This is a genomic window from Streptomyces sp. NPDC050509 (assembly GCF_044457965.1).
Lineage (GTDB): Bacteria > Actinomycetota > Actinomycetes > Streptomycetales > Streptomycetaceae > Streptomyces.
On the sequence record NZ_JBITHL010000001.1, the window covers coordinates 607,061 to 630,890 of the forward strand.

Genomic DNA, 23,830 nt, shown 5'->3' on the forward strand with positions numbered 1-23,830 from the left:
ACCTCCCCTTGGTAATGCGGACAGGTGGCAGGCTATTCCGGCCGCCCGGAGTGCCCCGCCCCGGCCCCGGCGGCCCTGAGCGTCCGACGCCGGCGGCCCCGGTCCGTCCCTGGCGGGGGCGGACCGGGGCCACCGGTGTCGATCGTCAGGGCCGTGGGACGGCCGTCAGGAGGTGCCGCACTCCATGGCGGCCGGGTTCTCGGCGTCGCGGATCAGCGCCTCGTGGGCCGCCTTGAGCCGCTGGGTGTCGGGCTTCAGCACCTTCCGGTCGTAGGTGAGCAGTCCGTTCAGCTCGCCCTCCACATCGGCGATCTGGGTGTAGACCGCGCCGTTGCTTCCCTTGCAGGCGAGCGCGCGCACCTTGTCGAGTTCGGCCAGATACGCGTCGGTGTACGCGGCCTGGTCCACCCCCACGTAGGTGTGCTGCACCGGCCAGGCGTGGCCGGGAACGGCGAGGCCGAGGCCGCCGTACTCCCCGCTGACCAGCGCCCGCTTGCCGTCGGGCGCGGGCAGTTGCGCGCTCGGATAGCCGTGGGCGTCGGCGATGTCCCCGTTGCGGCCGTCGACCGCGCCGCAGCAGTTCACCCCGCTCATGTTGTTGATCAGCCGGGTCGGGTCCCAGGCCTTGGCCTGGTCGGCGACGCGTGCCTGGTCGTACTGGCCCCAGCCCTCGTTGAAGGTGACCCACATGATCACCGAGGGGCTGCTGCTGTGCTGGTCGATCATCCGCTTCATCTCGTGCTCGTACTGGGTACGGGACGCCGCGTTCGGATTGATCGTGTTCATGGCGGGCATGTCCTGCCAGACCAGCAGCCCGAGCCGGTCCGCCCAGTAGAACCACCGGTCGGGTTCGACCTTGATGTGCTTGCGTACGGAGTTGTAGCCGAGCTTCTTGTGCGCCTTGAGGTCGTACGCGAGGGCCTCGTCGGTCGGTGCGGTGTGCAGCCCGTCCGGCCAGAAGCCCTGGTCGAGCGTGGCCATCAGGAAGGTGGGCTTGCCGTTGAGGACGGTCCTGGGGGTGCCGTCGACCTTCTCGACCGTGAGCGAGCGCATCCCGAAGTAGCTGCCGACGCGGTCCTTGCCCGCCGTCACTTCGAGACGGTAGAGGTACGGATCGTCCGGCGACCACAGGTGCGGGTCACGGACCGGCACGCTGAGGGCGGTGCCGCTGCGGCCGGTGACCGTGCCGACCTTGCGCCGGCCGTCGTAGGCGGTGGCCGTGACGCGCACGCCGTCCCGTATGCCGCGCACCTCGACGGCGAGCTTCTCGCCCGCGACGTCGGGGGTGAGCTTCAGGGAACCGATGTGGTCGGCCGCGACCGGCTCCATCCACACCGTCTGCCAGATCCCGGAGGACGGGGTGTACCAGATGCCGCTGGGGTCCAGGCGCTGCTTGCCGATCGGCGGGTTCTCGCCGTCCTTGGAGTCGGTGGGGTCGTAGACGCCGACGATCAGCTCCTGGGTGCGGCCGGGCTTCAGCGCGTCGGTGACATCGGCGCTGAAGCGGTCGTAACCGCCCTTGTGCTCGGTGACCTTGGTGCCGTTGACATAGACCTCGGCCTGCCAGTCGACGGCGTCGAAGTTGAGGTTGAGCCGCTTGCCCTGGCCCACCTGCCAGGTGGACGGCACGGTGAAGGTGCGGCGGTACCACATCCGGTCCTCGTGCCGTTCGACGCCGGAGAGCTTCGACTCCACGGGGTAGGGGACGAGGATCTTCTCGCGGAGGTTCTTGCCGACCGGCGGGCTCTCGCCCTTCGTAGCGGCGGCGAACTGCCACTGCCCGTTGAGGTTCTGCCAGGCGTTACGGGTCAACTGCGGCCTGGGGTACTCGGGAAGGGCGTTGCGGGGCCCGACCTCCTTGGCCCAGGGGGTGGTGAGCTGGTACTCCGAGGTGTTGGGTCCGCTGCTCCAGAAGGGGTCGACGGGTGCGCCGAGGTCGGCGGTGAGACCGCCGGCCCCGTCGTAGCGGAGGTCGGCGCTGCCGCCCCTGCCGACGACCGGTTCCTTGAGCGTGACCAGCAGCCGCCGGGCGTCCTTCGGGTCCCTCTTGACGGTGCCGAGCGGCCACTGCGCGCCGCCGATGACAGCGCTGAGGTGGCCGGCCAGACCGGCGGGCGGGGCGGCGAGCTTCTGCCCGAAGTCCAGGCGCAGGGTGCGGCCGTCGGGCAGGACGGTGGTGGCGAGGGCTCCGTTGTACGCGAAGCCGTCGGGCAGCCGGAACGCGGAGGAGGGCACGGGCTCCTTGGTGCCGCCGGGCTCGGTCCACCGCAGGCGGAGGTTGGAGCCGCCGTAGTGCTCGAAGTACTCCACCTTGATGTCGTAGGCCTGCCCCTTCGTCAGGTCGAGGGGCTGGGCGGTCTGTTCCTTGTCCCAGTCGTCGACCCAGTGGTCGATGGCGAGGCGTCCGTCGACCCAGAGCCGGAAGCCGTTGTCGCCGATCATCGAGAACGTGTGGGCGCCGGAGGTCTCCGGGACGATCTTCCCGGTCCAGCGTACGGAGACGTCGTCGGCCCGTCCGGTGGTGGCGGTCAGTCGCGGCTCCAGATTGACGAAGTCGATGACCGGGTCGAACACGGTGGCCTTCAGCTCGTGGAAATCGAAGGCGCCGGGGGCGGACTGGGCGTAGTACTCACCCTTGAGTCCACGTGCCTCGGCCGGGTCGTCCGCGGCCGAGGCGGCGGGGACCGCGGTGAGTCCGGCGACGCCGAGGACGGCGGCGAGCAGGAGGGCCAGTTTTCTTCGGATGCGCACGAATCCTCCTTGCGAAGAGAGGGTGGCGGCTCGTTGCGTCAGTCTGTACAACGTTGGAAGGAACGGCAGTTGGCATGACAGCACGCCATTTGCGGCACTGTCCAGAGTCGGGGAGCAGATATCGGTGAGCGTCAGCCTCAAGGACGTCGCGGAACGCGCGGGCGTCTCGATCAAGACCGTGTCGAACGTGGTCAACAACTACCGGCACGTCACGCCCTCGATGCGGTCCCGGGTGCAGCGGGCCATCGACGAGCTGGGGTACGTGCCGAACCTGACGGCCCGCCACCTCCGCAAGGGCCGTACGGGCATCCTCGCGCTGGCCGTGCCCGAGCTGGGCAACCCGTACTTCGCCGAGCTGGCGGGCGCGGTCATCGACGCCGCCGCCGAGCACGAGTACACCGTGCTGCTCGACCACACCGGGGGCAGCCGGGAGCGGGAGATCCTGGTCAGCCAGGGGTTCCGGGCGCGGGTCATCGACGGGCTGATCCTGAGCCCGATCGAGCTGGAGGCGGAGGATCTGCACGGCCGTGACCAGGACGCGCCGCTGGTGCTGCTCGGCGAGCGGGAGTACGACCTGCCCTACGACCACATCGCGATCGACAATGTCGCGGCGGCCAGGACGGCCGTACGTCATCTGCTCGCGCTGGGCCGGTCGCGGATCGCGTTCCTCGGGGCGCGCACGGACATGGTCAACGAGCCCTCCCAGCTCCGACTGCGCGGCTGGCGTGCGGAGTTGGCGGCGGCGGGGATGCCGGCGCCGGACTCGCTGATCGCGCCGACCGGCGGCTGGGCGCACGCGGACGGCGCGGCGGCGATGGCCCGGCTGCTGGACTCGGGCGAGCTGCCGGACGCGGTCTTCGCGTACAACGACCTGATCGCCATCGGCGCGATGCGGGTGCTCTCCGAGCGCGGGCTGCGGGTGCCCGAGGATGTGGCGGTGGTGGGCTTCGACGACGTCACGGAGGGCCGGTACGGGACGGTCACCCTGACCACGGTCTCGCCCGCGAAACACACCATCGCGCGGCTCGCCGTGCAGTCCCTCGTGGAGCGGCTGCACGGCGGCCGGGAAGAGGCCGGTGGCCCGGGCACGGGCCAGCGGCCGGCGCGTGAACTCCGCGCGGAATTCCGGCTGGTGGAGCGTGAGAGCACCCGCGGCAGAGCGTGACGTGCCCGTACGGAGTGTTCGCGGGACCGTGTGGCGCCGTTCTCGCGCGAAGGGTTTACAGGATCCGTACAACGATGTAAAAAACCTTCCGAACAAGCGCAGCAGACCGTGCAGACCAGCAGACCGTACGAGCAGATCTCCCGGGCGGTGTTCCTCGCGCCGGGGCCGTGCCGAGATGGGGTTCCGCCATGAAGTCTTCCGCTGTCCGCTCCACCACCACGACCGTTCTCGCCGCGAGTCTCGTCGCCGCACTCGCCCTGTCCGGCTGCGCCAAGTCGGAGGACGACGCCTCCGGCGACAGCAAGGCGGCGGCCGGGGGCGGCGACCAGGTGGTGGCCTCCCCCAGCGCCGGGACCGACAAGACCTGCGCCCTCGACCGGTTCGGCGGGAAGAAGCTGGACCTCGCCGGCGCGACCGTCGGTTTCTCCCAGTCCGAGAAGGAGGCCAACCCCTTCCGGATCGCGGAGACGGCCTCCATCAAGGCGGAGGCGGCCGACCGGGGGATCAAGCTCCTCACGGCCAACGCCCAGTCGCAGTTCTCCAAGCAGATCAGCGATGTCCAGGACCTGATCACCAAGGGGGCGGACCTGCTGGTCATCGCCCCGCTCAACTCGGACGGCTGGGGCCCGGTGCTGCGCTCGGCGGCGGCGAAGAAGATCCCGATCGTCACCATCGACCGGAAGATCAACGCGACGGCCTGCAAGGACTATGTGAGCTTCATCGGCTCGGACTTCGTCGAGCAGGGCAGCCGCGCGGCGGACCGGATGATCGAGGCGACCGGCGGCAAGGGCAAGGTCGCCATCCTGCTCGGCGCCGCCGGGAACAATGTCACCACCGAACGCACCAAGGGGTTCAAGGACCGGATCAAGGCCGAGGCGCCCGGACTCCAGGTGGTGTTCGAGCAGACCGGCGAGTTCGCCCGGGAGAAGGGCCAGCAGGTCACCGAGCAGCTTATCCAGTCCAACCCGGACATCACCGGGATCTACGCCGAGAACGACGAGATGGGCCTCGGCGCCGTCAACGCCCTCAAGAGCGCGGGCAAGAAGGCGGGCGACATCAAGATCGTGACGGTCGACGGCACGCGCAACGCGGTGCAGGGCATCGTGGACGGCTGGATCTCCGGCGTCATCGAGTCCAATCCGCGCTTCGGGCCGCTGGCCTTCCAGACCCTGGACACCTTCACCCGGGGCGAGAAGGTCTCCCAGGACATCGTCATCCAGGACACCGCGTACACCCCGGAGAACGCCAAGGCCGATCTGGGCAAGGCCTACTGACGTGCCGTCGAACGCCCTCACGGACCCGACGGACGGCGTACGGCCGCATCTGCTGTCGGTCACCGGGCTGACCAAGTCCTTCCCCGGCGCGCGGGCCCTGGACGGCGTGGACCTCGCCGTCGGCCCCGGCGAGGTCCACGCGCTGATCGGCGAGAACGGCGCGGGCAAGTCCACCCTCATCAAGGTGCTCACCGGTGTGTACCGGCCCGACGGGGGCGAGATCGTCCTGCGCGGCGAGCCGGTACGGTTCGCCACCCCGCTGGAGGCGCAGCACGCCGGGATCTCCACCATCTACCAGGAGGTCAACCTCGTCCCCCTGATGAGCGTGGCCCGCAATCTCTTCCTGGGGCGCGAGCCCCGCGGCCGGTTCGGGCTGATCGACTTCGGGCGGATGCACCGCGCCGCCGACGAGGCGCTGCGCGGTCTCGGACTGCGGGTGGACGTCCGCCGGCCGCTGCGCTCGCTCGGGGTCGGCGCCCAGCAGATGGTGGCCCTGGCGCGGGCGGTCTCGGTCGACGCGCGGGTCGTCGTCATGGACGAGCCCACCTCGTCGCTCGAACCGCGCGAGGTCCGCACCCTGTTCGGGGTGATCAGGATGCTCAGGGAGCGCGGGATCGCGGTGATCTACGTCAGCCACCGGCTGGACGAGCTGTACGAGATCTGCGACACCGTCACCGTGCTGCGCGACGGCCGCCGGGTCCACACCGGCCCGATCGCCGGACTGGACCGGCTGCGGCTGGTCTCGCTGATGCTGGGGCGCGAGATGGGCGAGGTGCGCGGCGAAGGGCTCACCAAGTTCTCCGGCGGGCACGACACGGGCGGCGAACCCGTCCTGGAGGCACATGACCTGACGGTCCGTCAGATTTTGCACAGAGTGTCGGTACGGGTACGGCCCGGCGAGGTGGTGGGGCTGGGCGGGCTGCTCGGTTCGGGCCGCAGCGAGACCGCGAAGGCCATCGCGGGCGCGCTGCCGCCCGACTCGGGCCGGGTGGTGGTGGCGGGGGCGCCCGTACGGACCGGGTCCACGCCCGCCGCGATCCGGGCCGGTATCAGCCTGCTGCCCGAGGACCGCAAGGCCGAGGGCATCGTGCCCGGGCTCTCCGTACGGGAGAACATCGCGCTGGCCGCACTGCCGGGGCTGTCCCGTTTCGGGCTGGTCGACGACGCGCGGATCGACCGGCTGGTGGACACCTTCATGAAGCGGCTGCGCATCAAGGCGTCGGGTCCGCACCAGAAGGTCGGTGAGCTGTCCGGCGGCAACCAGCAGAAGGTGCTGCTCGCCCGATGGCTGGCGATGCGGCCCAAGGTGCTGCTCCTGGACGAGCCCACGCGCGGTATCGACGTCGGCGCGAAGGCGGAGGTGCAGGGGCTGATCGACGAACTCGCGGGCGAGGGGCTCGGGGTGGTGCTGATCTCCTCCGACATGGAGGAGCTGATCGAGGGCTCCGACCGGGTCGTGGTGCTCAAGGACGGTGCGGTGATAGCGGAGTTGACCGGCGCCGAGGTGACGGAGGACCGGCTGCTGCACGCCATCGCGGCAGGGAGCGCACCCCAGGAGGACGAGGGCCGTCATGACTGATCTCGCGGCGCCGCGGCGCGTACCCCTGGACCGGGCACGGCTGTTGACGCTCCTCCAGGAGTACGGCGTCTACGCGGGCGTGGCCGTGCTGCTGCTGGCCAACACCCTGCTCACCCCGCACTTCCTGTCCGCGGAGAACTTCCGTACCCAGGCCGTGCAGGTCGCGCCCGTCATCATCGTGGCGCTCGGGATGGCGCTGGCCATCGGCAGCGAGGGCGTGGACCTCTCCGTGGGCGCGGTGATGGCGCTCTCCACCTCGCTGCTCTCCCTCTATCTCGGGTACGGGCCGTGGATCGCGCTGCTCGTGGCCGTGATCGGCGGGGCCGCCGTCGGGCTCGCCAACGGTTCGCTGATCGCGTTCATCGGGGTGCAGCCCATCGTGGCGACGCTCGCCCTGATGGTCGCCGGGCGCGGTCTCGCGCTGGTCCTGCTCCCCCAGCTCAAGGACGTCAGGGACCCGGGTCTCGCCGCGCTGGGCTCGGGCGATCTGCTGGGCGTCCCGTACCTCGTACTGATCGCCGCCGCGCTGGCGCTGGCGGTGGGCTTCACCGTACGGCGCACGACCTTCGGCCGGCAGCTCCTCGCGATCGGCGACAGCAGACCGGCGGCCCGGCTCGCGGGGCTGCCGGTGCGCCGGGTGCTGATCCTCGTCTACGTCGGCTCGGGCGTCCTGGCCGCGGTGGCCGGGGTGCTGGCCACCGCCAGGCTCCAGGCGAGCGACCCGACCTCGCTCGGCACGCTGATGGAGCTGTCGGCCATCACCGCCGTGGTGGTGGGCGGTACTCCGCTGAGCGGTGGCCGGATCAGGATCGGCGGGACCGTGGCGGGCGCCGTGCTCATCCAGCTCCTGACCGCCACGCTCATCAAACACGACCTGCCGCCGTCCTGGACCCAGATCGCCCAGGCCGTGGTGATCGTGCTCGCGGTGTACGCGGCACGGGAACGGGGGAAGCGGTGACCACGGTGGATACCCGGGAGGCCAACTCCCTGAACGACGAAGGGGATCCGTTCGGCGTGAGCCGGGCCGAGCGGCTGAGCGCGCTCGCCCAGCGGCACGGCGCGCTCGTCACCCTCGTGGTGGTGGCCGTCGCCGCGTCCGTCGGCTTCGACACCTTCGCGACCGGCGACAACGTGGCGAACATGGCGGTCTCCTCGGCGTTCCTCGCCGTCGTCGCCCTCGGTATGACCTTTGTGATCATCACCGGCGGGATCGATCTCTCGGTGGGTTCGCTGTTCGCGCTCGGCGGGGTGCTCGCCGCCTGGGGTTCGCGGTACGGCACGGCCGTCGCGCTGCTGCTGCCGCTCGCGGTCTGCGGGCTGATCGGCCTGGTCAACGGCCTGCTCATCGCACGGGCGCGGCTGGCCCCGTTCATCGTCACGCTCGCCGCGATGCTGCTGGCGCGCGGGGTGCTGCTGTCGGTCACCGACGAGGGCGCCAACACCTATCTGGTGGACGGGACGTCCTTCTTCGCCCGGCTCGGCCAGGACACCCTGTTCGGGATCGGCCTGCCGGTGTGGATCACGGCGGCGCTCTTCGTGCTGGGCGCGGTCGTGCTGCGCCGCAGCCGCTTCGGCCAGTACGTGTACGCGGTCGGCGGCAACGAGGACGCGGCGGCGCTGATGGGCGCCCCGGTGGCCCGTACGAAGATCGCCGTCTACACCCTCTCGGGGCTCTGCGCCGGGCTCGCCGGGGCGCTCAACGCGGCCTGGCTGGTCTCCGGGGTGACCATCCTCGGTACGGGGATGGAGCTGGAGGCGATCTCCGCCGTCGTCATCGGGGGCACCCTGCTCACGGGCGGCTTCGGGTTCATCAGCGGATCGCTCGTCGGGGTGCTGCTGCTGAAGGTCATCCAGAACGTCATCAACCAGATCGGCTCGCTGGACTCCGCCTACCAACAGGTCGTCAGCGGCGCCTTCCTGGCGGTGGTGGTGATCGCCCAGACCTGGCTGGGACGCCGGCGCCGAATGCTCTGAGGCCCGGTCCGCCGCCCGGAGAGGAACCGGGCGGCGGACCGGACCACGGATCCCGGCCCCGGCCCCGGTCAGACCACCCGCTGGCCCTTGCCCAGCGCGATGACACCGTTCTTCGACACGGTGTACAGCTCCCGGTCGCGCCCGGGGTTGACGCCGATCGTCGCCCCGGGCGGCACGTCCACGTTCTTGTCGAGGATCGAGCCGCGCACCACCGCCCCGCGTCCGACCCGTACGTTGTGGTGGAGCACCGAGCCCTGCACCATCGCGCCCTCGGCCACCACCACACCGGGGGAGAGCACGGACCGGCTCACCTGGCCCCGGATCACACAGCCCGGACCGACGACGGAGTCGGTCGCGATACCGCCCGCTACGAAGCGCGCCGGGGGCAGTTGGCCGGGGTGGGTGTAGATGGGCCAGCGGCGGTTGTCGAGGTCGAACTCCGGCTGGGGCGAGATCAGGTCCATGTGCGCGTCGTAGTACGAGTCGAGGGTGCCCACGTCGCGCCAGTAGCCGTGCTGGCGCGCCGACTCGCCCGGTACGTGGTTGTTCCGGAAGTCGTAGACCTGGGCCATGCCCCGCTCGGTCAGCATCGGCAGGATGGAACCGCCCATGTCGTGCACGGAGTTCTCGTCCTCGGCATCCCGGTGCAGCGCGTCGACGAGGACCTTCGTGGTGAAGAGGTAGTTGCCCATCGAGGCGAACACCTGCTCGGGGTCGCCCGGCAGCCCCGGCGGATCGGCCGGCTTCTCCAGGAACCGTTCGACCTGGACGCCGTCGGCGCCCGGGGTGATGACCCCGAACGACGACGCCTCGGCGCGCGGCACCCTGATGCCCGCGACGGTGGCGCCCGCGCCGTTCTCGACGTGCTGGGCGAGCATCTGGCGCGGGTCCATCCGGTAGACGTGGTCCGCGCCGAACACCGCGATGTAGTCGGGGCGTTCGTCGTGGACGAGGTTGAGGGACTGGAGGATCGCGTCGGCGCTGCCCAGGTACCAGCGCGGTCCGAGCCGCTGCTGCGCGGGCACGGGGGTCACATAGTTGCCGAGCAGGCTCGACATCCGCCAGGTGGTGCTGACATGGCGGTCCAGCGAGTGCGATTTGTACTGGGTGAGCACACACATCCGCAGGATGTCGCCGTTCACCAGATTCGACAGGACGAAGTCGACGAGCCGGTACGTACCGCCGAACGTCACCGCCGGTTTGGCCCGGTCGGCGGTGAGCGGCAGCAGACGCTTGCCCTCCCCGCCGGCCAGGACGATCCCGAGCACCGAAGGTCCACCGCGCATGGCCGCTCCCTCTACTGGGTCCTGAGAAGCTCCTGGTACACCTCGTACGTACGGCGGGCCACCTGGTCCCAGCCGAACTCCCGTACGGCACGTTCGCGGCCCGCGGCGCCCATCCTCCGCGCCGACTCGGGGTCGTCGAGCACCCGGTTGACGGCTTCGGTGAGCCCCGACTCGAAGTCCTCCGGGTGGCGTTCGTCGTACGGCACGAGGAGCCCCGTACCGCCGTCGTCGACGACCTCGGGGATCCCGCCGACCGCCGAGGCGACCACGGCGGTCCCGCACGCCATGGCCTCCAGATTGACGATGCCGAGCGGCTCGTACACCGAGGGGCAGACGAACACCGCGGCGTGGGAGAGGAGTTGGATCACCTCGGGGCGCGGCAGCATGTCGGGGATCCAGTGCACCCCGTCGCGGGTACGGTCCAACTCCTCGACCAGTTCCCGGAATTCGGCGCCGATCTCCGGGGTGTCCGGCGCGCCGGCGCAGAGGACGAGCTGAGCCTGCGGGTCGAGGGCGCGGGCCGCGCGCAGCAGGTGCGGGACGCCCTTCTGGCGGGTGATCCGGCCGACGAAGAGCACGTAGGGCCGGTCCGGGTCGAGACCGATCCGCTCCAGTACGCCGGTGCCGGGGTCGGGGCGGTAGAGCCGGGTGTCGATGCCGTTGTGGACGACGCGCACCCGCTCGGGGTCGAGGGCGGGGTAGCACGCGAGGATGTCGGCGCGCATCCCCCGGGACACGGCGATCACGGCGTCCGCCGCCTCGAAGGCGGTGCGCTCGGCCCAGCGCGACAGCGCGTAGCCGCCGCCGAGTTGCTCGGCCTTCCAGGGGCGCAGGGGTTCCAGGGAGTGCGCCGTCACCACGTGCGGGATGCCGTGGAGCAGTTTGGCGAGATGTCCGGCGAGGTGGGCGTACCAGGTGTGCGAGTGGACCAGGTCGCGTCCGCCGAGCGCGGCGGCCATCGACAGGTCGACCGAGAAGGCGCGCAGGGCGTCGTTGGCGTCCGCGAGCCCCGGCGCGGCCCGGTGGCGTACCACTCCCCCGGCGCCCGTGCCCGCGGCGGGGCCGGCCGCGGCAGTGGTCTCCGCGGTCTCCGTGGTCTCCGTCCAGCAGTGCACTTCGAGGTCGGCCAGCGAACGCAGTTCCCCGGCCAGGAACTCCACATGGACGCCCGCGCCGCCGTAGACCTCCGGCGGATACTCGCGGGTGAGCAGACCGATCCGCACGCCCCACCCCCGTCCTCGCCCGGCGATCGCACGCGGCCCTGTCATGGTCACCCGGAATCCGTCCGCGCGGAAGACCGCCGCGGCGCCCGGTCGGCGACCCGGCCCACCCGGGCGGTCACGCTCCGCGACCGCTGGTCGGCGCGGAGTGGGAACGTGCCCGGTTCGTCCCGTCCGGGTGCCGCCCGTCCCGGGACCATGGGGACGGCGCTGACCTGGAATACCGCCCACGGGTGGAGATCGGCCCTGCTCCGTCCTCCTGCGGCATTACGCCGGATTGACCTCTCCAGGACGACGCGCGAACCGTCCGGGCGAGAGATCGTGGAAGGCATGAGTGCACTCGCCCTGTCCGTTCTCCTGTCGCTGGTCTCCGCGGTCGCCTACGCGTCCGGGGCGATCCTCCAGGAGCATGTCGCCGCGGACACCCCCGCCCGCCCGTACGCGCCGCTGCACCACGGGGTGTGGTGGGCCGCCGTGGCCCTCAACGGGCTCGGGGCGGCGCTGCACGTCGTCGCGCTGGCCTACGGGCCGCTCAGCGTCGTCCAGCCGCTCGGCGCGCTCACCATCGTCTTCGCGCTGCCCATGGCGGCGCTCTTCGTGGGGCGCAGGGCCGGACGCACCGCGTGGCGGGGCGCGCTCATGGCGTCCGTGGGGCTGGCGGGGCTGCTCGCCCTCACCGAGGGTACGGACACGCACTCGCTGGACGGCGGGGAGCGGCTGGTCCTGGCCGCCGGCACGTTCGGCGCGGTGGGGGTGCTCTTCCTGGTCGCGCAGCTCGTGGGGCGGCCCGCCGTACGGAGCATGCTGCTGGCGGCCTCGGCCGGGGTCGCGTTCGGCATCGCCTCGGTCTTCACCAAGACCGTCGCGGTGGACTGGACCTCGGACCGTCCGACCGTGCAGGTGCCGAGCCTGGCGGTGATCGCGGTCCTCGCGGCGGGCGGGCTGCTGCTCTCGCAGGCGTCGTACCGGGGCGCGGGGCTGGCGGGCCCGCTGGCCACGGTCACGGTCGTGAACCCGGTGGTGGCGGCGGCCGTGGGACTGACGCTGTTCGGTGAGGAGTTCCGGTACGGGGCGCTGGGTACGGCGCTGGCACTGACCTCGGGTGCGGTCGCGGCGGGCGGGCTGATCCTGCTCACCAGGGAGCGGCTGGCCGCGTCCCGGGCGGCGCGGCGGGGCAGCGCGGGGTCATCGGTCCCGGCTGCCCGGACGCCACGGGCGCCACGCCCGCCGGAGCGGGGCTCAGAGGCGGACGCCGCCCGCGCGCAGGTAGGCGAGCGGGTCGATGTCGGAGCCGTAGCCGGGCCCCGTACGCATCTCGAAGTGGAGATGCGGTCCCGTGCTGTTGCCGGTGGATCCTGACCGGGCGATCCGCTGGCCGCCGCCGACGTTCTGGCCCTCGCGCACGGTGAGCGCGGAGAGGTGCGCGTACTGGCTGTACTTGCCGTCCGCGTGCCGGATGACGACCTCGTAGCCGTACGCCCCGGCCCAGCCCGCCGAGACCACGCGGCCGGCGGCGACGGCCTTCACCGAGGTGCCGGTGGGGACGGGGAAGTCGACGCCCGTGTGGTAGCCGCTGGCCCACGAGCCGGACTGGCGGTACTGGGTGCCGGTGGAGGCGGAGACCGGGGCGGACATGCCGGCCGTCTTCGGTTTCGCGGCCGGGGCTTCCGCCTTGACCTGCCGCTTCTCCTCCTGCTTGGGCTTCTGTTCCTGCTTCCGTTCCTGCTGCTGCTTCGGCTTCTCCTGCTGCTGCGGCTTCTCCTGCTGCTTCGGCTTCGCCGTCTCCTGGGCCTTGGCGGTCCGCTTCGGCGCCTCGGTCCGCTTCTGCTTCTCGGCGGGGACGGGCGTGGCCGTCTCCTTGGGCCCGGTGGCGGTGCCCTTCGCGGGCGCCTGGAGCACGAGCTTCTGCCCCGGGAAGATGAGATCGGGGTCGCTGCCGATGACGCGGCGGTTCTCCTCGTACAGCCGCTGCCAGCCGCCCTTGACGGACTCCTCGGCGGCGATCCCCGAGAGGGTCTCGCCCCGGGCGACGGTGTACCCCTCGCGCTGTGTCGGTACGGAGGTGGGCGAGGCGGCCTTCCTCGTGTCGGCCTTCTTCGGTTCGGCCTTCGCGGGGGCGCTCTTCGTCCGTGCGTCGGCCTGGACCGCGGTCCCGGTGTCGCGGGCCTTCGCCGGGGTGATCTCGGGCGCGTCGCCGCCCCGGGTCAGCCCGGCGCGGACCGAGCAGGCGGGCCAGGCGCCGGGGCCCTGCCCCTTGAGCACCTTCTCCGCGACGGCGATCTGCTGGTCCTTGGTGGCGAGGTCGGCGCGCGGCGCGTAGCGGGCGCCGCCGTACGCCTCCCAGGTGGACTGGGTGAACTGGAGCCCGCCGTAATGGCTGTTGCCGGTGTTGATCTGCCAGTTGTTGGTCGACTCGCAGGCCGCGACCTTCTCCCACACGTCCACCGGCGCCGCGTGCGCGGTCGCCGCGGCGAGGAGCGGCAGCGCCATGCCCGCCCCGCCCGCCGTGACGGTGAGCGACGCACGGTTGATACGGCTCGGCTGGTATCGGCGATGCCGACCGGTTGCGGCCATGATGTGGCTCCCCCACTGGCTGTAGGACACGTCGCGGCGGCCAACGTAAAGGCTCCGCAAGGACCGTGACAAGGCCTCACTGGCCGCGTCCGGGTCACCGGACGGCCGCGTATCGGCACACAGCGTGCCATCCCGGAACCCGTGGCGTCCCCGGAGTCGCGAAATTCGCCACCGGTATCTCAGCGGTCGGGTACGGGGGCGTCCGCACACGCCGTGGGCCGCCGTCCCGCGGGGAGGCGGGGCGGCGGCCCACGGCGTGGTCCGGGTACGGCGTCCGCCGTACGGGGATGGTCAGGTGCCCGGCGGTCTCGTCGGCTCCGTGCCGGTCTGGGCGCAGACCGAGGCGGCCACCCGGGACGCGAAGTCGAGCATCTCCGTCACCCGCTCGCGGGGCAGCCCGGCGACGCCGCCGGCCCCGTCCACGCCGTGCGTGGTCAGCCAGTTGACGACGCCCGCCATGAAGGCGTCACCGGCGCCGATCGTGTTGACCACCTCGACGGGCACCGCGGGCACGGAGACCGGCTCCGCGCTCCCCGCGAACGCCGTGGCGCCCTTGGCGCCCCGGGTGAGCACCACGAGGCGCCCCTCCGCGGCCAGCCGCCGGCCGCTCTCGTCGGGGTCCGTGCCCGGCCAGAGCCGGACAAGGTCCTCGTCGCTCGCCTTGACGACATGGGCCAGCGAGCAGAGCTCGCGCAGCCGCCGCAGGGCGGGCTCCGGGTCGATCGTCCGGTCCTCGCGCACATTGGGGTCCACCACCAGCAGCGAACGCGCGGCGCCCGCGCGGGCGGTGGCCTCGACGGCCCCGGCCGCCGGCTCGACGACGGCGGCGACCCCGCCCACGTACACGGCGGCGAACCGTTCCACCCGGGCCGAGAGGTCGGGCAGTTGGAAGGTCGCCGTCCGACTGACGTGGAAGTGGTAGCCGGTGCCGTCCGGGCCCGGGTCGGCGACCGCGAGCGTCGTGGGCAGCTCCGAGCGCGCGCAGAGGCCGAGTTCCGTACCGGCGTCGGCCAGCCGCCGCTCGATCATGCGGGCGAAGCCGTCGCCGCCGAGCGCCCCGGCGAACCAGCTCGGCGTACCGAGCCGGGCCAGCCCGGCCGCGACGTTGGCGGGCGCGCCGCCGGGCTGGGCCCGGTACGTCTCCGGGTCGTCCGGCACGGGGACGAGGTCGATGAGCGCCTCGCCCATCACGAGCACGGCGCCGGGGGCGGGGACGGCCTCGGTCACGGCTGGACCACGATCTTGCGTCCCTGGCCCGCCTTGAACTTCTCGATGGCCTGCGGGTACTCCTCCAGGGACAGCCGGTCGCTGATGAAGACCGCCGGGTCGAGCACCCCGGAGGCGAAGAGCGCGGCGGCCCGCTCGTAGCTGTGCAGCACGGCCATGGAGCCGGTGATCGTGATCTCCTGGTTGTAGATCCGGTACGGCTCGATGACGGCGGTCGTCGCGTAGTCGGCGACCCCGAACTGGAGGAACGTACCGCCCTTGGCGACCCGGCCCAGACCGTCCTGGATGGCGCCCGCGTTGCCGGTGGCGTCGATGACGACGTCCCAGCCGGTGGGCCGGTCGAACTCGTCCGCGGAGGAACCGGAGCGCGAGCAGCCGAGCTTCCCGGCGGTCGCCAGCCGCTCCGGGTTGATGTCGAGGACGTCCACGGAGGCGGCGCCGGTCCGCTTGGCCAGCTCCAGCATCATCAGGCCCATGGTGCCGGAGCCGTAGATCAGCACCTCGGCGCCGAGGGTCGACCTGAGCACGTCGTATCCGCGTACGGCGCAGGAGAGCGGCTCGATCAGCGCCGCGTCCTTGACGTCGATGTGGTCGGGCAGCTTGACGCAGTTGGCGACGGGCGCGACGGCGAACTCCGCCGCACCGCCCGGCTTGCTGACCCCGATGGCGTTCCACCGGTCGCACAGGTTGCCCCGTCCGGTACGGCAGTAGCGGCATTCGTGGCAGTACAGGGACGGGTCGACGGCGACCTTGTCGCCGATCGCCAGTTCGGTGACGTCGGCGCCGATCCCGACGATCTCACCGGCGAACTCGTGCCCCGGAATGATCGGCAGGGTGGGCGCGAACTCGCCTTGCAGGATGTGCAGATCGGTGCCGCACAGTCCGCACGCGGCGACGGAGACGACCACGTCCCGAGGGCCAGGGGTGGGGTCGGGAACCGTCGTGACGGAGACCTTGCCGACGGCTTCGACGATCGCAGCCCTCATTACTTCACAGCTCCAAGAGAAAGGCCCTGGACCAGCTTGTCCTGGGCGGCGAATCCTGCGGCGAGCACAGGAAGGGACACAACGACGGAGGCCGCGCACAGTTGGGCCAGGAAGAGCCCCTGGCTGGTGACGAAGCTCGTCAGGAACACGGGAGCGGTCTGCGCCGTGACCCCGGTGAGGACCCGGGCGAAGAGCAGCTCGTTCCAGCTGAAGATGAAGCAGATCAGCGAGGTCGCCGCGATCCCGGGCGCGGCGACCGGCGCCACCACCCGCAGCAGGACGGTCGGCAGCCTGGCCCCGTCGACCTGCGCGGCCTCGATGATGGAGACCGGCACGTCCGCGAGGAAGGACTGCATCATCCACACGGCGATCGGCAGGTTCATCGAGGTGTAGAGGATGACCAGCAGCCAGATGTTGTCCAGCATGCCGACGTTCTTCGCGAAGAGGTAGACGGGCAGCAGCCCGGCGACCACCGGCAGCATCTTCGTGGAGAGGAAGAAGAACATGACGTCCGTCCACTTCTCCACCCGCTTGATGGAGAGCGCGTACGCCGCCGGGAGGGCCAGCAGGAGCACGAAGAGCGTGGAGAAGAGCGACGCGGTCACGGAGTTGATCAGCGGCGGCCAGGGGCTCGCGCCGCCGCCCTCGCCGAAGAACACCCGGTAGCTGTCGAGGGTGAGTCCGGCGGTGAGCGAGGGCGGGTTGGTCGCCGCGTCGGCCTCCGAGTGGAAGGAGGTCAGCAGCATCCAGAGGGCCGGCAGGCAGAAGACGATGCCGACGATCCAGGCCAGCAGGCCCAGTCCGGCGGAGCGCCGCCTGGCCCGCCGGGCGGCGGGGGCGTACTTGTCGACATGTGGCCGGGCGGCCACACCGGTGGTGGACACGGACAGAGCGCTCATGCGCGGTTCGCCTCCTCACTGAAGAGGGACGAGACGACGCGCAGGGCGAAGGTCGCGATCACGATCGTACCGATCACGACGACGACTCCGGCGGCGGAGGCCAGTCCGTACTCGTGAGCCTGGTAGAAGGTCTGGTAGATGGTGTACGGCAGGTTCGCGGTGCCGAGTCCCCCGGAGGTGAGGGTGAACACGGCGTCGAAGTTCTGCACGATGTAGATCGAGCCGAGCAGGATGCCCAGTTCGAGATAGCGGCGCAGGTGGGGCAGGGTCAGATAGCCGAACATCTGCCATCCGGTCGCGCCGTCCAGCTTGGCCGCCTCCATGATCTCGACGGGCCTGCTCTGGAGTCCGGCGAGCAGGATGAGCATCATGAACGGCGTCCACTGCCAGATCAGCGCGGCCTCGACCGCGAGCAGCGGCATGTCGGAGATCCAGTCGGGCTGGGTGGGGTTCTCCACGCCGAAGAGCCCGGTGAACCAGGCCCAGCCGCCGTTGAGGAGCCCGTACTCCGGGTTGTAGAGGACGTGCTTCCACATGAGCGCGGCCGAGACCGGGACCAGCAGGAACGGTGTGATCAGCAGCGTACGGACGAAGCCGCGGCCGATGAACTTGCGGTCGAGCAGCAGCGCGAGCAGCAGTCCGAGCACCACGCTGACGATCACGACGGTCGCGGTGAGCAGCACGGTGGTGAACACCGATTCGCGCAGGGCCGCGTCCGTGAACACCGAGCCGTAGTTGCTGATCCCGGCGAAGCTGCGGTCGTCGGGGGCGAGCGAGTTCCAGTCGAAGAGCGAGATCACCAGGGTTGCCACGAAGGGCAGTTGGGTGACCGCGACGAGGAAGATCAGGGCGGGCAGCAGGGGGGCCCGGGTGGCCCATGCGCGGGCCTTGGAGCCGCCCCGGCCGGAATGGTGCGACGCGGAGGGGCGCGGCGCTCCGGCCGGGGAACGTGGGGGTGTGCCGACGGAGGTACTCACTTCTGGTCCTTGCCCACCTTTTCGGCCAGCGCCTGCGAGTTCTTCAGCGCTTCGGCCACGGTCTTCTTGCCGGCGATGGCGGCACTGATCTCCTGCGAGACCTTGGTGCCGAGGTCGGTGAACTCGGGGATGTCGACGAACTGGATGCCGACGGTGGGACGGGGCTGGGTGCCCGGGTCGGTCGGGTTGGCGTTGGCGATGGCGTTCTTGGTCACCTCGGCGAACGCGGCGGCTTCCTTCAGGTACTCCGGGTTCTCGTACGTCGAGGCACGCTTGCCGGCCGGGACGTTCGACCAGCCGACCTTCTCGCCGGCGAGGGTCTCGTACTCCTTGCTGGACGCCCAGGAGATGAACTTCCAGGCGTTCTCGGTCTTGCTGGACGCCTTCTGCATGCCCCAGGCCCAGGTGTAGAGCCAGCCGGAGTTGTCCGTCTTGTCGACCGGGGCCGGCACGTAGCCGATCTTGCCCTTGACCGGGGAGCCCTTGGCCTCCAGCGAACCGGCGCCGGCGGTGGCGTCGTACCACATGGCCGACTTGCCCTGCGTCATGTTGTTGAGGCACTCGGCGTAACCGGCCTGCGGGGCGCCGGCCTCACCGTGCTCGCGCACCAGGTCGACGTAGAACTGGGTGGCCTTGGTGAACTCGGGCGAGTCGAGCTGCGCCTCCCAGTCCTTGGTGAACCAGGTGCCGCCCATGGTGTTGACCACGGTCGTCAGCGGCGCGATGACCTCGCCCCAGCCGGGCAGCCCGCGCAGACAGATGCCCTTCATACCCTTCTCCGCACCGTCCGCCTTGGCGGCGAGGTCCGCGACCTGCTGCCAGGTGGGCTTGTCGGGCATGGTCAGCTTCTTCGCCTCGAAGACGTCCTTGCGGTACATCAGGAAGGACGACTCGCCGTAGAAGGGCTGGCCGTAGAGCTTGCCGTCCTCGGCGGTGAGGGAGTCGGAGAGGGGCTTGAGTATGTCGCCCTGGTCGAACTTCGTGTCCTTCTCGGTGTACTCGTCGAGCGCGTGCAGCCAGCCGTTCTTCGCGAAGAACGGCACCTCGAAGTTGCTGATGGTGGCGACGTCGTACTGGCCGGCCTGGTTCGAGAAGTCCTGGGTGATCTTGTCCCGGACGTCGTTCTCCGGCAGGACGGTGAATTTCACCTCGATGCCGGTCTCCTTGGTGAAGTTGTCCGCGGTCAGCTTCTGCAGGTCGACCATCTGCGGGTTGTTCACCATGAGGACGTTGAGCGTGTCGCCGCCGGCGGAGGAACCCCCACCCGCGCCACTGCACCCCGCGAGAAGCGCCGTCAAGGCCACGCTCGCGCCCATACGCATGCGGACTCCACGACGTCGTTGTTGGAAGTGCATGTGAGATCTCCTGATTGTTCGGGTGGGAATTGGGGGATGGTCAGAGAGAGGACGGTGCGCCGGGGTGGCCGGTGCGCCGCAGGGGGGTGACGGGATGTCAGGGGTGGTGCGGTGCGCGGTCGGTCGCGGGGCCGCGCCGTCAGACGCGTATGACCTGCGGCCCGAGCAGCGAGTACCGCTGGGCCTCCGCCGAGGGCAGCCCGGAGTCCGTGACGATGGACTCGAAGTCGCCGACCTCGGCGAAGCGGCAGAAGCTCACCGCGCCGAACTTGGTGTGGATCCCGGCGAAGACCCGGCGGCGGGCGCTGCGCATCGCCTGCGCCTTCACCTCGCTGACGGCCGGGTCGGGGGTGGTGAGCCCGTACTCGCGTGAGATGCCGTTCGCTCCGACGTACGCGAGGTCGATGACGAATTCGGAGAGCATCCGGGTGGTCCAGTGGTCGACGGTGGCCATCGTGGAGCCGCGCACCCGGCCGCCGAGCAGCAGTACGGCGATCTTCTCGGCGTCGGCGAGGGCGGTGGCCACGGCGAGCGACGCGGTGACCACGGTCAGCGGCCGGTCGCGGGGCAGTGCCTCGGCGACGAGCTGCGGGGTGAACCCCTCGTCGACGAAGACCGTCTCGGCGTCGCCGAGGAGATCGGCGGCGGCGGCCGCGATCCGGGACTTCTGGGGGACGAGCCGGGTGGTGCGTTCCGCCAGGGTCGTCTCGAACCCGGCGCTCTCCACCGGATAGGCACCGCCGTGGGTGCGCCGTACCAGCCCGTGCCCCTCCAGGGCGTGCAGGTCCCGCCGTACGGTCTCCTTGGCGACCTGAAGCCTCCCGGCCAACGCGGTGACTTCCACCGACCCGTCGCTTCGGGCGATCTCCAGGATTTCTCGTCGACGCTCGTCGGTGTCCACGACCACACACTTCCCTGCTTTGCTGCGGCTCAGCACCCGTTCGGGCTCATGCGTCGTTTGTACAAGCAGGGAACCCGCTGCGACCAGGCTCTTCGCAGCATTGAGTGAGTCCGAGTCTGCCCGTTTGACCAAGGACGTATGCCCTGTTCACACCCACTGTCGGGGCCGGTGTTACACGGATCACTGCCCGAATGGGGTCACTTCGGCGCCCGATCGGTGCCCGGTGCGGTCCGGGCCATGACGGCAAACGGAGCCCGTTTCCGGGCGGGCGCGGGCAGGTGCTGGCGCGGGCGGGGCGTGTCCCGCGCCGGGCGCGGGCGGCCCCGGACGCGGTGAACAGCCGTGTTCGGAGGTACGTATCCCTCCCCGGCGGCCCGGTCAGGCCGGCCCCGTGACCGCGGGTATTTCTTGGCGTGCCCGGGTGTGGGGGTCTTTACTGGCGGTGCACGGCACAATTCGACGGATATCCAGGAGCACACGCATGAGTGGTACAGCCCAGATCGGTGTCACGGGGCTCGCGGTGATGGGCCGCAATCTCGCCCGGAACTTCGCCCGCAACGGATTCACCGTCGCTCTGCACAACCGCACCGCGTCGAAGACCCGTGCACTGGTGGACGAGTTCGGTGACGAGGGCACGTTCGTCGCCGCGGAGTCGGCCGAGGAGTTCGTGGCGGCGCTGGAGCGGCCCCGCCGGCTGGTCATCATGGTGAAGGCCGGCGACCCGACCGACGCCGTGATCGAGGAGTTCGCCCCGCTGCTGGAGGAGGGCGACGTCATCATCGACGGCGGCAACGCCCACTTCGCGGACACCCGGCGGCGCGAGAAGGACCTGCGCGAGCGCGGCATCCACTTCGTCGGCGTCGGCATCTCCGGCGGCGAGGAGGGCGCGCTGCACGGACCGAGCATCATGCCGGGCGGCTCCACCGAGTCGTACGCCTCGCTCGGCCCACTGCTGGAGAAGATCGCCGGCAAGGCGAAGGACGGCACGCCGTGCTCCACGCACATCGGCCCGGACGGCGCCGGCCACTTCGTCAAGATGGTGCACAACGGCATCGAGTACGCCGACATGCAGCTCATCGCCGAGGCGTACCACCTGCTGCGGTCCGTCGCCGGCTACTCCCCCGCGAAGATCGCGGAGACGTTCAAGGCGTGGAACACCGGCCGCCTCGACTCGTACCTGATCGAGATCACGGCCGAGGTGCTGGCCCATACGGATGAGGCGACCGGCAAGGCGTTCGTGGACGTCGTGACCGACCAGGCCGAGCAGAAGGGCACCGGCCGCTGGACCGTGCAGATCGCCCTCGACCTGGGCGTCCCGGTCTCCGGCATCGCCGAGGCGGTCTTCGCCCGTTCGGTCTCCGGCCACGCCGGGCTGCGGGAGGCCTCGCGTACGCTGCCGGGCCCGTCGGCGGCGCCGCTGGGCGAGGCCGACGCGGCCCGCTTCGCGGACCAGGTCGAGCAGGCGCTGTACGCGTCGAAGATCGTGTCGTACACGCAGGGCTTCCACCAGCTCCAGGCGGGCAGCGCGGAGTACGGCTGGGACCTCGACCTCGGTTCGATCGCGGCGATCTGGCGGGCGGGCTGCATCATCCGCGCCGCTTTCCTCGACCGGATCCGCGAGGCGTACGACACGCAGCGCGACCTGCCGAGCCTGCTCTCCGACAAGCAGTTCGCCGAGGAGATCGGCGCGGCTCAGGAGGACTGGCGCGCGGTGGTCGCCTCCGCCGTGCACCAGGGCGTCCCGACGCCGGGCTTCGCCGCGGCGCTCGCGTACTACGACGCGCTGCGCGCCGAGCGGCTGCCCGCCGCGCTGACCCAGGGCCAGCGCGACTTCTTCGGCGCGCACACCTACCGGCGTACGGACCGTGAGGGCTCGTTCCACACGCTGTGGGGCGGCGACCGTTCCGAGGTCAAGACGGACTGATCCGGCGACGCCTCGGCCGGACCGGCAGAGGTCCGGCCGGGGCCGGTCTCAGCCGAGGGGCCCCGGCGCCGGCTGTGGCTCCGGCTGCGGCAGGGGGCCGGGGTCCGGCGGGCCCGGGACCGGGTCGGGGCCCGGGACGGGCGCCGGACTCGGCGGCGTGGGCACGGGGGACGGCGCGGGGCCCGGGGGTACGGGATCCGGCGCCGGCCCCGGTCCTGGCGGGCCGGGCGGCGGGGTGGGCGACGGCGGAACCGGGTCGGGATACGGGCTGGTCATGCCTGTCCTCCTGAAGTGCGGGAGTCGTGCCTTCCCAATGTCTCCCGGTGCGCGTGCCCACGCGCGCCGGGTCCACGCATGATCCCGTGATCCCGCTGCACGGATCGCGCGGCGTACCGGGTCGTACGGCCGCGATCAGCGGCCGGCCGCCGCTGCGGCCACGGCCACCGCCGCGGCCAACCCGCTCCCGGGGCCCGCGAGCACGGGCACATCGCCTCGGACCCGCCCGGCCGCGTCCGCCATCGACACCTGGGCGAGGACGACCACCTCGTCCGCGCCGGGCTCCGTGGACGCGTCGACGGCCGCGGCGACCGCGTCCAGATAGCCGTCCCGGTCCCCGGCCTCGAAGCGCTCCCAGGCACCGTCGGCCAGCACCGTACGCAGTTCCAGGGGCCGGGCCCCAGCCGCCTCGCGGATCAGCGCGGCCGTCGGCCCCAGGGTGGACTCCAGCGCCGCGACCACCACGACCCGGCCCGCCGCCGCCGCTGCCTCGGCCATCGGCCGGTCGACCCGCAGCACGGGCACGCCGAGCGCGGGCCCGGCCTTCTCCGCCACCTCCCCGATCGTCGAGCAGGTGCACAGCACGGCGCTCGCGCCCGCGGCCACGGCCGGGGCGAGCACGGCCCGGATCTCCGCCGCGACGGCCTCGGGCCCCTCGGCCCTGGCGCGGGCGAGCAGTTCCTCGGCGACGAGATGGCGCAATGTCACACCGGGGTGGCCGGCGTCCCGCAGGGCGTCGAAGACCGGGACATGGACCGGGGAGGTGTGCAGCAGAACGAGCATGGCCCGATGCTATGCCCGGGGCCGCGCCTCCCCTCATCCGCCGTTTCACGCGTTCCTCACCTGCGCCTTCGCGGCCTCGACCACCTCCGGCGGGGCCTCCGGCGCCGATTCGGGATGGCGCTGCGCCCAGCGGGCCGCGTACGGGCAGAGCGGGACGACGAAGGCGCCCTCGCGCGCCGCCATCGCGTAGAACTCCCGCACGAGGGTGCCCGCGATGCCCTTGCCCTCGTACCCCTCGTCCACCGCGGTGTGCACCGCGACCAGCGCGGCGGGCACGGCGGGGGTCTCCGGGGTGGCCTCCAGGGCGACGTACGCGATGGTGCCGACGGCGTGACCGTCCTCGTACGCCTCGAAGCGGCCCTTGGGCCGGTTGTCACGGATGTTCAGGTCTGCCATGGGGCCTGTCTCCCTGCTGGTCGGTCGGATCCGGGCCGGTTCTGGTCCGGACCGGTTCTGCCCCGGACCGGTTCTGCCCCGGGCCGGATCGAGTTGCGGACCGGTCCCGGTGGGTCCGGATCCCGTACGGTACGGGCGCCGCTCGGGCCGGGTGCGCGGCGCGATCGCCCGGACGGCCGACGGGCCCGCGAGGAAAACCCACGCGTTTCCCGCGAAGCTCCGCCGCGTTCCCCGGACACGGGTGGAGTGCGCGCCGGTGTCCGTGCGTTCCCTGCCCTCCGGC

19 protein-coding genes are annotated in these 23,830 nt (G+C 71.4%); 7 read left to right on the plus strand and 12 right to left on the minus strand.

What is annotated here, in order from left to right:
* Positions 1 to 165: 165 nt before the first annotated feature.
* Positions 166 to 2,751: a PA14 domain-containing protein gene (locus ACIBJC_RS02225; RefSeq protein ID WP_399286508.1), complete on the minus strand. Its 2,586-nt coding sequence runs from the start codon at positions 2,749 to 2,751 to the stop codon at positions 166 to 168.
* Between the two features lie 124 nt (positions 2,752 to 2,875).
* Here ACIBJC_RS02225 and ACIBJC_RS02230 point away from each other — a divergent pair, with 124 nt between their 5' ends.
* The 5 genes from ACIBJC_RS02230 (at position 2,876) to ACIBJC_RS02250 (ending at position 8,743) form a co-directional block, all read left to right on the plus strand.
* On the plus strand, positions 2,876 to 3,916 hold the full coding sequence (locus tag ACIBJC_RS02230; RefSeq protein WP_399286511.1) for a LacI family DNA-binding transcriptional regulator: 1,041 nt from the start codon (positions 2,876 to 2,878) through the stop codon (positions 3,914 to 3,916).
* 188 nt (positions 3,917 to 4,104) lie between these two features.
* Positions 4,105 to 5,190: an ABC transporter substrate-binding protein gene (locus ACIBJC_RS02235; RefSeq protein ID WP_399286514.1), complete on the plus strand. Its 1,086-nt coding sequence runs from the start codon at positions 4,105 to 4,107 to the stop codon at positions 5,188 to 5,190.
* Positions 5,191 to 5,239: 49 nt separating this feature from the next.
* Positions 5,240 to 6,769 carry a sugar ABC transporter ATP-binding protein gene (locus ACIBJC_RS02240; RefSeq protein ID WP_399288060.1) on the plus strand — a complete coding sequence of 510 codons (1,530 nt, stop codon included), beginning with the start codon at positions 5,240 to 5,242 and terminating at the stop codon, positions 6,767 to 6,769.
* A complete protein-coding gene (locus tag ACIBJC_RS02245) occupies positions 6,762 to 7,727 on the plus strand; it encodes an ABC transporter permease (RefSeq protein ID WP_399286517.1) in 966 nt (321 codons plus the stop codon). The genes ACIBJC_RS02240 and ACIBJC_RS02245 overlap by 8 nt, the downstream gene beginning before the upstream one ends.
* Positions 7,724 to 8,743: an ABC transporter permease gene (locus ACIBJC_RS02250; RefSeq protein WP_399286520.1), complete on the plus strand. Its 1,020-nt coding sequence runs from the start codon at positions 7,724 to 7,726 to the stop codon at positions 8,741 to 8,743. Before ACIBJC_RS02245 ends, ACIBJC_RS02250 begins: the two co-directional genes overlap by 4 nt.
* Before the next feature lie 68 nt (positions 8,744 to 8,811).
* Here ACIBJC_RS02250 and glgC read toward each other — a convergent pair whose 3' ends face one another.
* Both glgC and glgA read right to left on the minus strand, forming a co-directional pair.
* Positions 8,812 to 10,029 (minus strand): glucose-1-phosphate adenylyltransferase, encoded by a 1,218-nt coding sequence (glgC, locus tag ACIBJC_RS02255; RefSeq protein ID WP_399286523.1) that lies wholly within the window; start codon positions 10,027 to 10,029, stop codon positions 8,812 to 8,814.
* An 11-nt stretch (positions 10,030 to 10,040) separates the two neighbouring features.
* Positions 10,041 to 11,252 (minus strand): glycogen synthase, encoded by a 1,212-nt coding sequence (gene glgA, locus ACIBJC_RS02260; protein WP_399288063.1) that lies wholly within the window; start codon positions 11,250 to 11,252, stop codon positions 10,041 to 10,043.
* 327 nt (positions 11,253 to 11,579) lie between these two features.
* Between glgA and ACIBJC_RS02265 the strand changes: the two genes are divergently transcribed.
* Positions 11,580 to 12,608: a DMT family transporter gene (locus ACIBJC_RS02265; protein WP_399286525.1), complete on the plus strand. Its 1,029-nt coding sequence runs from the start codon at positions 11,580 to 11,582 to the stop codon at positions 12,606 to 12,608.
* Here ACIBJC_RS02265 and ACIBJC_RS02270 read toward each other — a convergent pair.
* From ACIBJC_RS02270 to ACIBJC_RS02300, 7 genes are all read right to left on the minus strand, one after another.
* A complete protein-coding gene (locus tag ACIBJC_RS02270) occupies positions 12,489 to 13,823 on the minus strand; it encodes a transglycosylase family protein (protein ID WP_399286528.1) in 1,335 nt (444 codons plus the stop codon). The genes ACIBJC_RS02265 and ACIBJC_RS02270 overlap by 120 nt on opposite strands.
* Positions 13,824 to 14,114: 291 nt before the next feature.
* Positions 14,115 to 15,050 (minus strand): carbohydrate kinase, encoded by a 936-nt coding sequence (locus tag ACIBJC_RS02275; protein WP_399286530.1) that lies wholly within the window; start codon positions 15,048 to 15,050, stop codon positions 14,115 to 14,117.
* Entirely contained in the window at positions 15,047 to 16,036 is a 990-nt protein-coding gene (locus ACIBJC_RS02280) for a zinc-dependent alcohol dehydrogenase family protein (protein ID WP_399286533.1), read from the minus strand. Before ACIBJC_RS02280 ends, ACIBJC_RS02275 begins: the two co-directional genes overlap by 4 nt.
* Entirely contained in the window at positions 16,036 to 16,926 is an 891-nt protein-coding gene (locus ACIBJC_RS02285) for a carbohydrate ABC transporter permease (RefSeq protein WP_399288066.1), read from the minus strand. Before ACIBJC_RS02285 ends, ACIBJC_RS02280 begins: the two co-directional genes overlap by 1 nt.
* Before the next feature lie 5 nt (positions 16,927 to 16,931).
* A complete protein-coding gene (locus ACIBJC_RS02290; protein ID WP_399286535.1) occupies positions 16,932 to 17,912 on the minus strand; it encodes a carbohydrate ABC transporter permease in 981 nt (326 codons plus the stop codon).
* Complete coding sequence (locus ACIBJC_RS02295; protein WP_399286538.1) at positions 17,909 to 19,267, minus strand: ABC transporter substrate-binding protein; 1,359 nt, start codon at positions 19,265 to 19,267, stop codon at positions 17,909 to 17,911. Before ACIBJC_RS02295 ends, ACIBJC_RS02290 begins: the two co-directional genes overlap by 4 nt.
* Positions 19,268 to 19,406: 139 nt before the next feature.
* Entirely contained in the window at positions 19,407 to 20,168 is a 762-nt protein-coding gene (locus tag ACIBJC_RS02300; protein WP_329826446.1) for a DeoR/GlpR family DNA-binding transcription regulator, read from the minus strand.
* A 481-nt stretch (positions 20,169 to 20,649) separates the two neighbouring features.
* On the opposite strand from ACIBJC_RS02300, the gene gndA reads away from it, so the two are divergent.
* Positions 20,650 to 22,092 carry an NADP-dependent phosphogluconate dehydrogenase gene (gene gndA / locus ACIBJC_RS02305; RefSeq protein WP_399286541.1) on the plus strand — a complete coding sequence of 481 codons (1,443 nt, stop codon included), beginning with the start codon at positions 20,650 to 20,652 and terminating at the stop codon, positions 22,090 to 22,092.
* 411 nt (positions 22,093 to 22,503) lie between these two features.
* On the opposite strand, the gene ACIBJC_RS02310 is transcribed toward gndA, so the two are convergent.
* A complete protein-coding gene (locus tag ACIBJC_RS02310) occupies positions 22,504 to 23,151 on the minus strand; it encodes an arylsulfatase (RefSeq protein WP_399286544.1) in 648 nt (215 codons plus the stop codon).
* A gap of 45 nt (positions 23,152 to 23,196) precedes the next feature.
* On the minus strand, positions 23,197 to 23,547 hold the full coding sequence (locus ACIBJC_RS02315; protein ID WP_399286547.1) for a GNAT family N-acetyltransferase: 351 nt from the start codon (positions 23,545 to 23,547) through the stop codon (positions 23,197 to 23,199).
* Between the last annotated feature and the right edge of the window lie 283 nt (positions 23,548 to 23,830).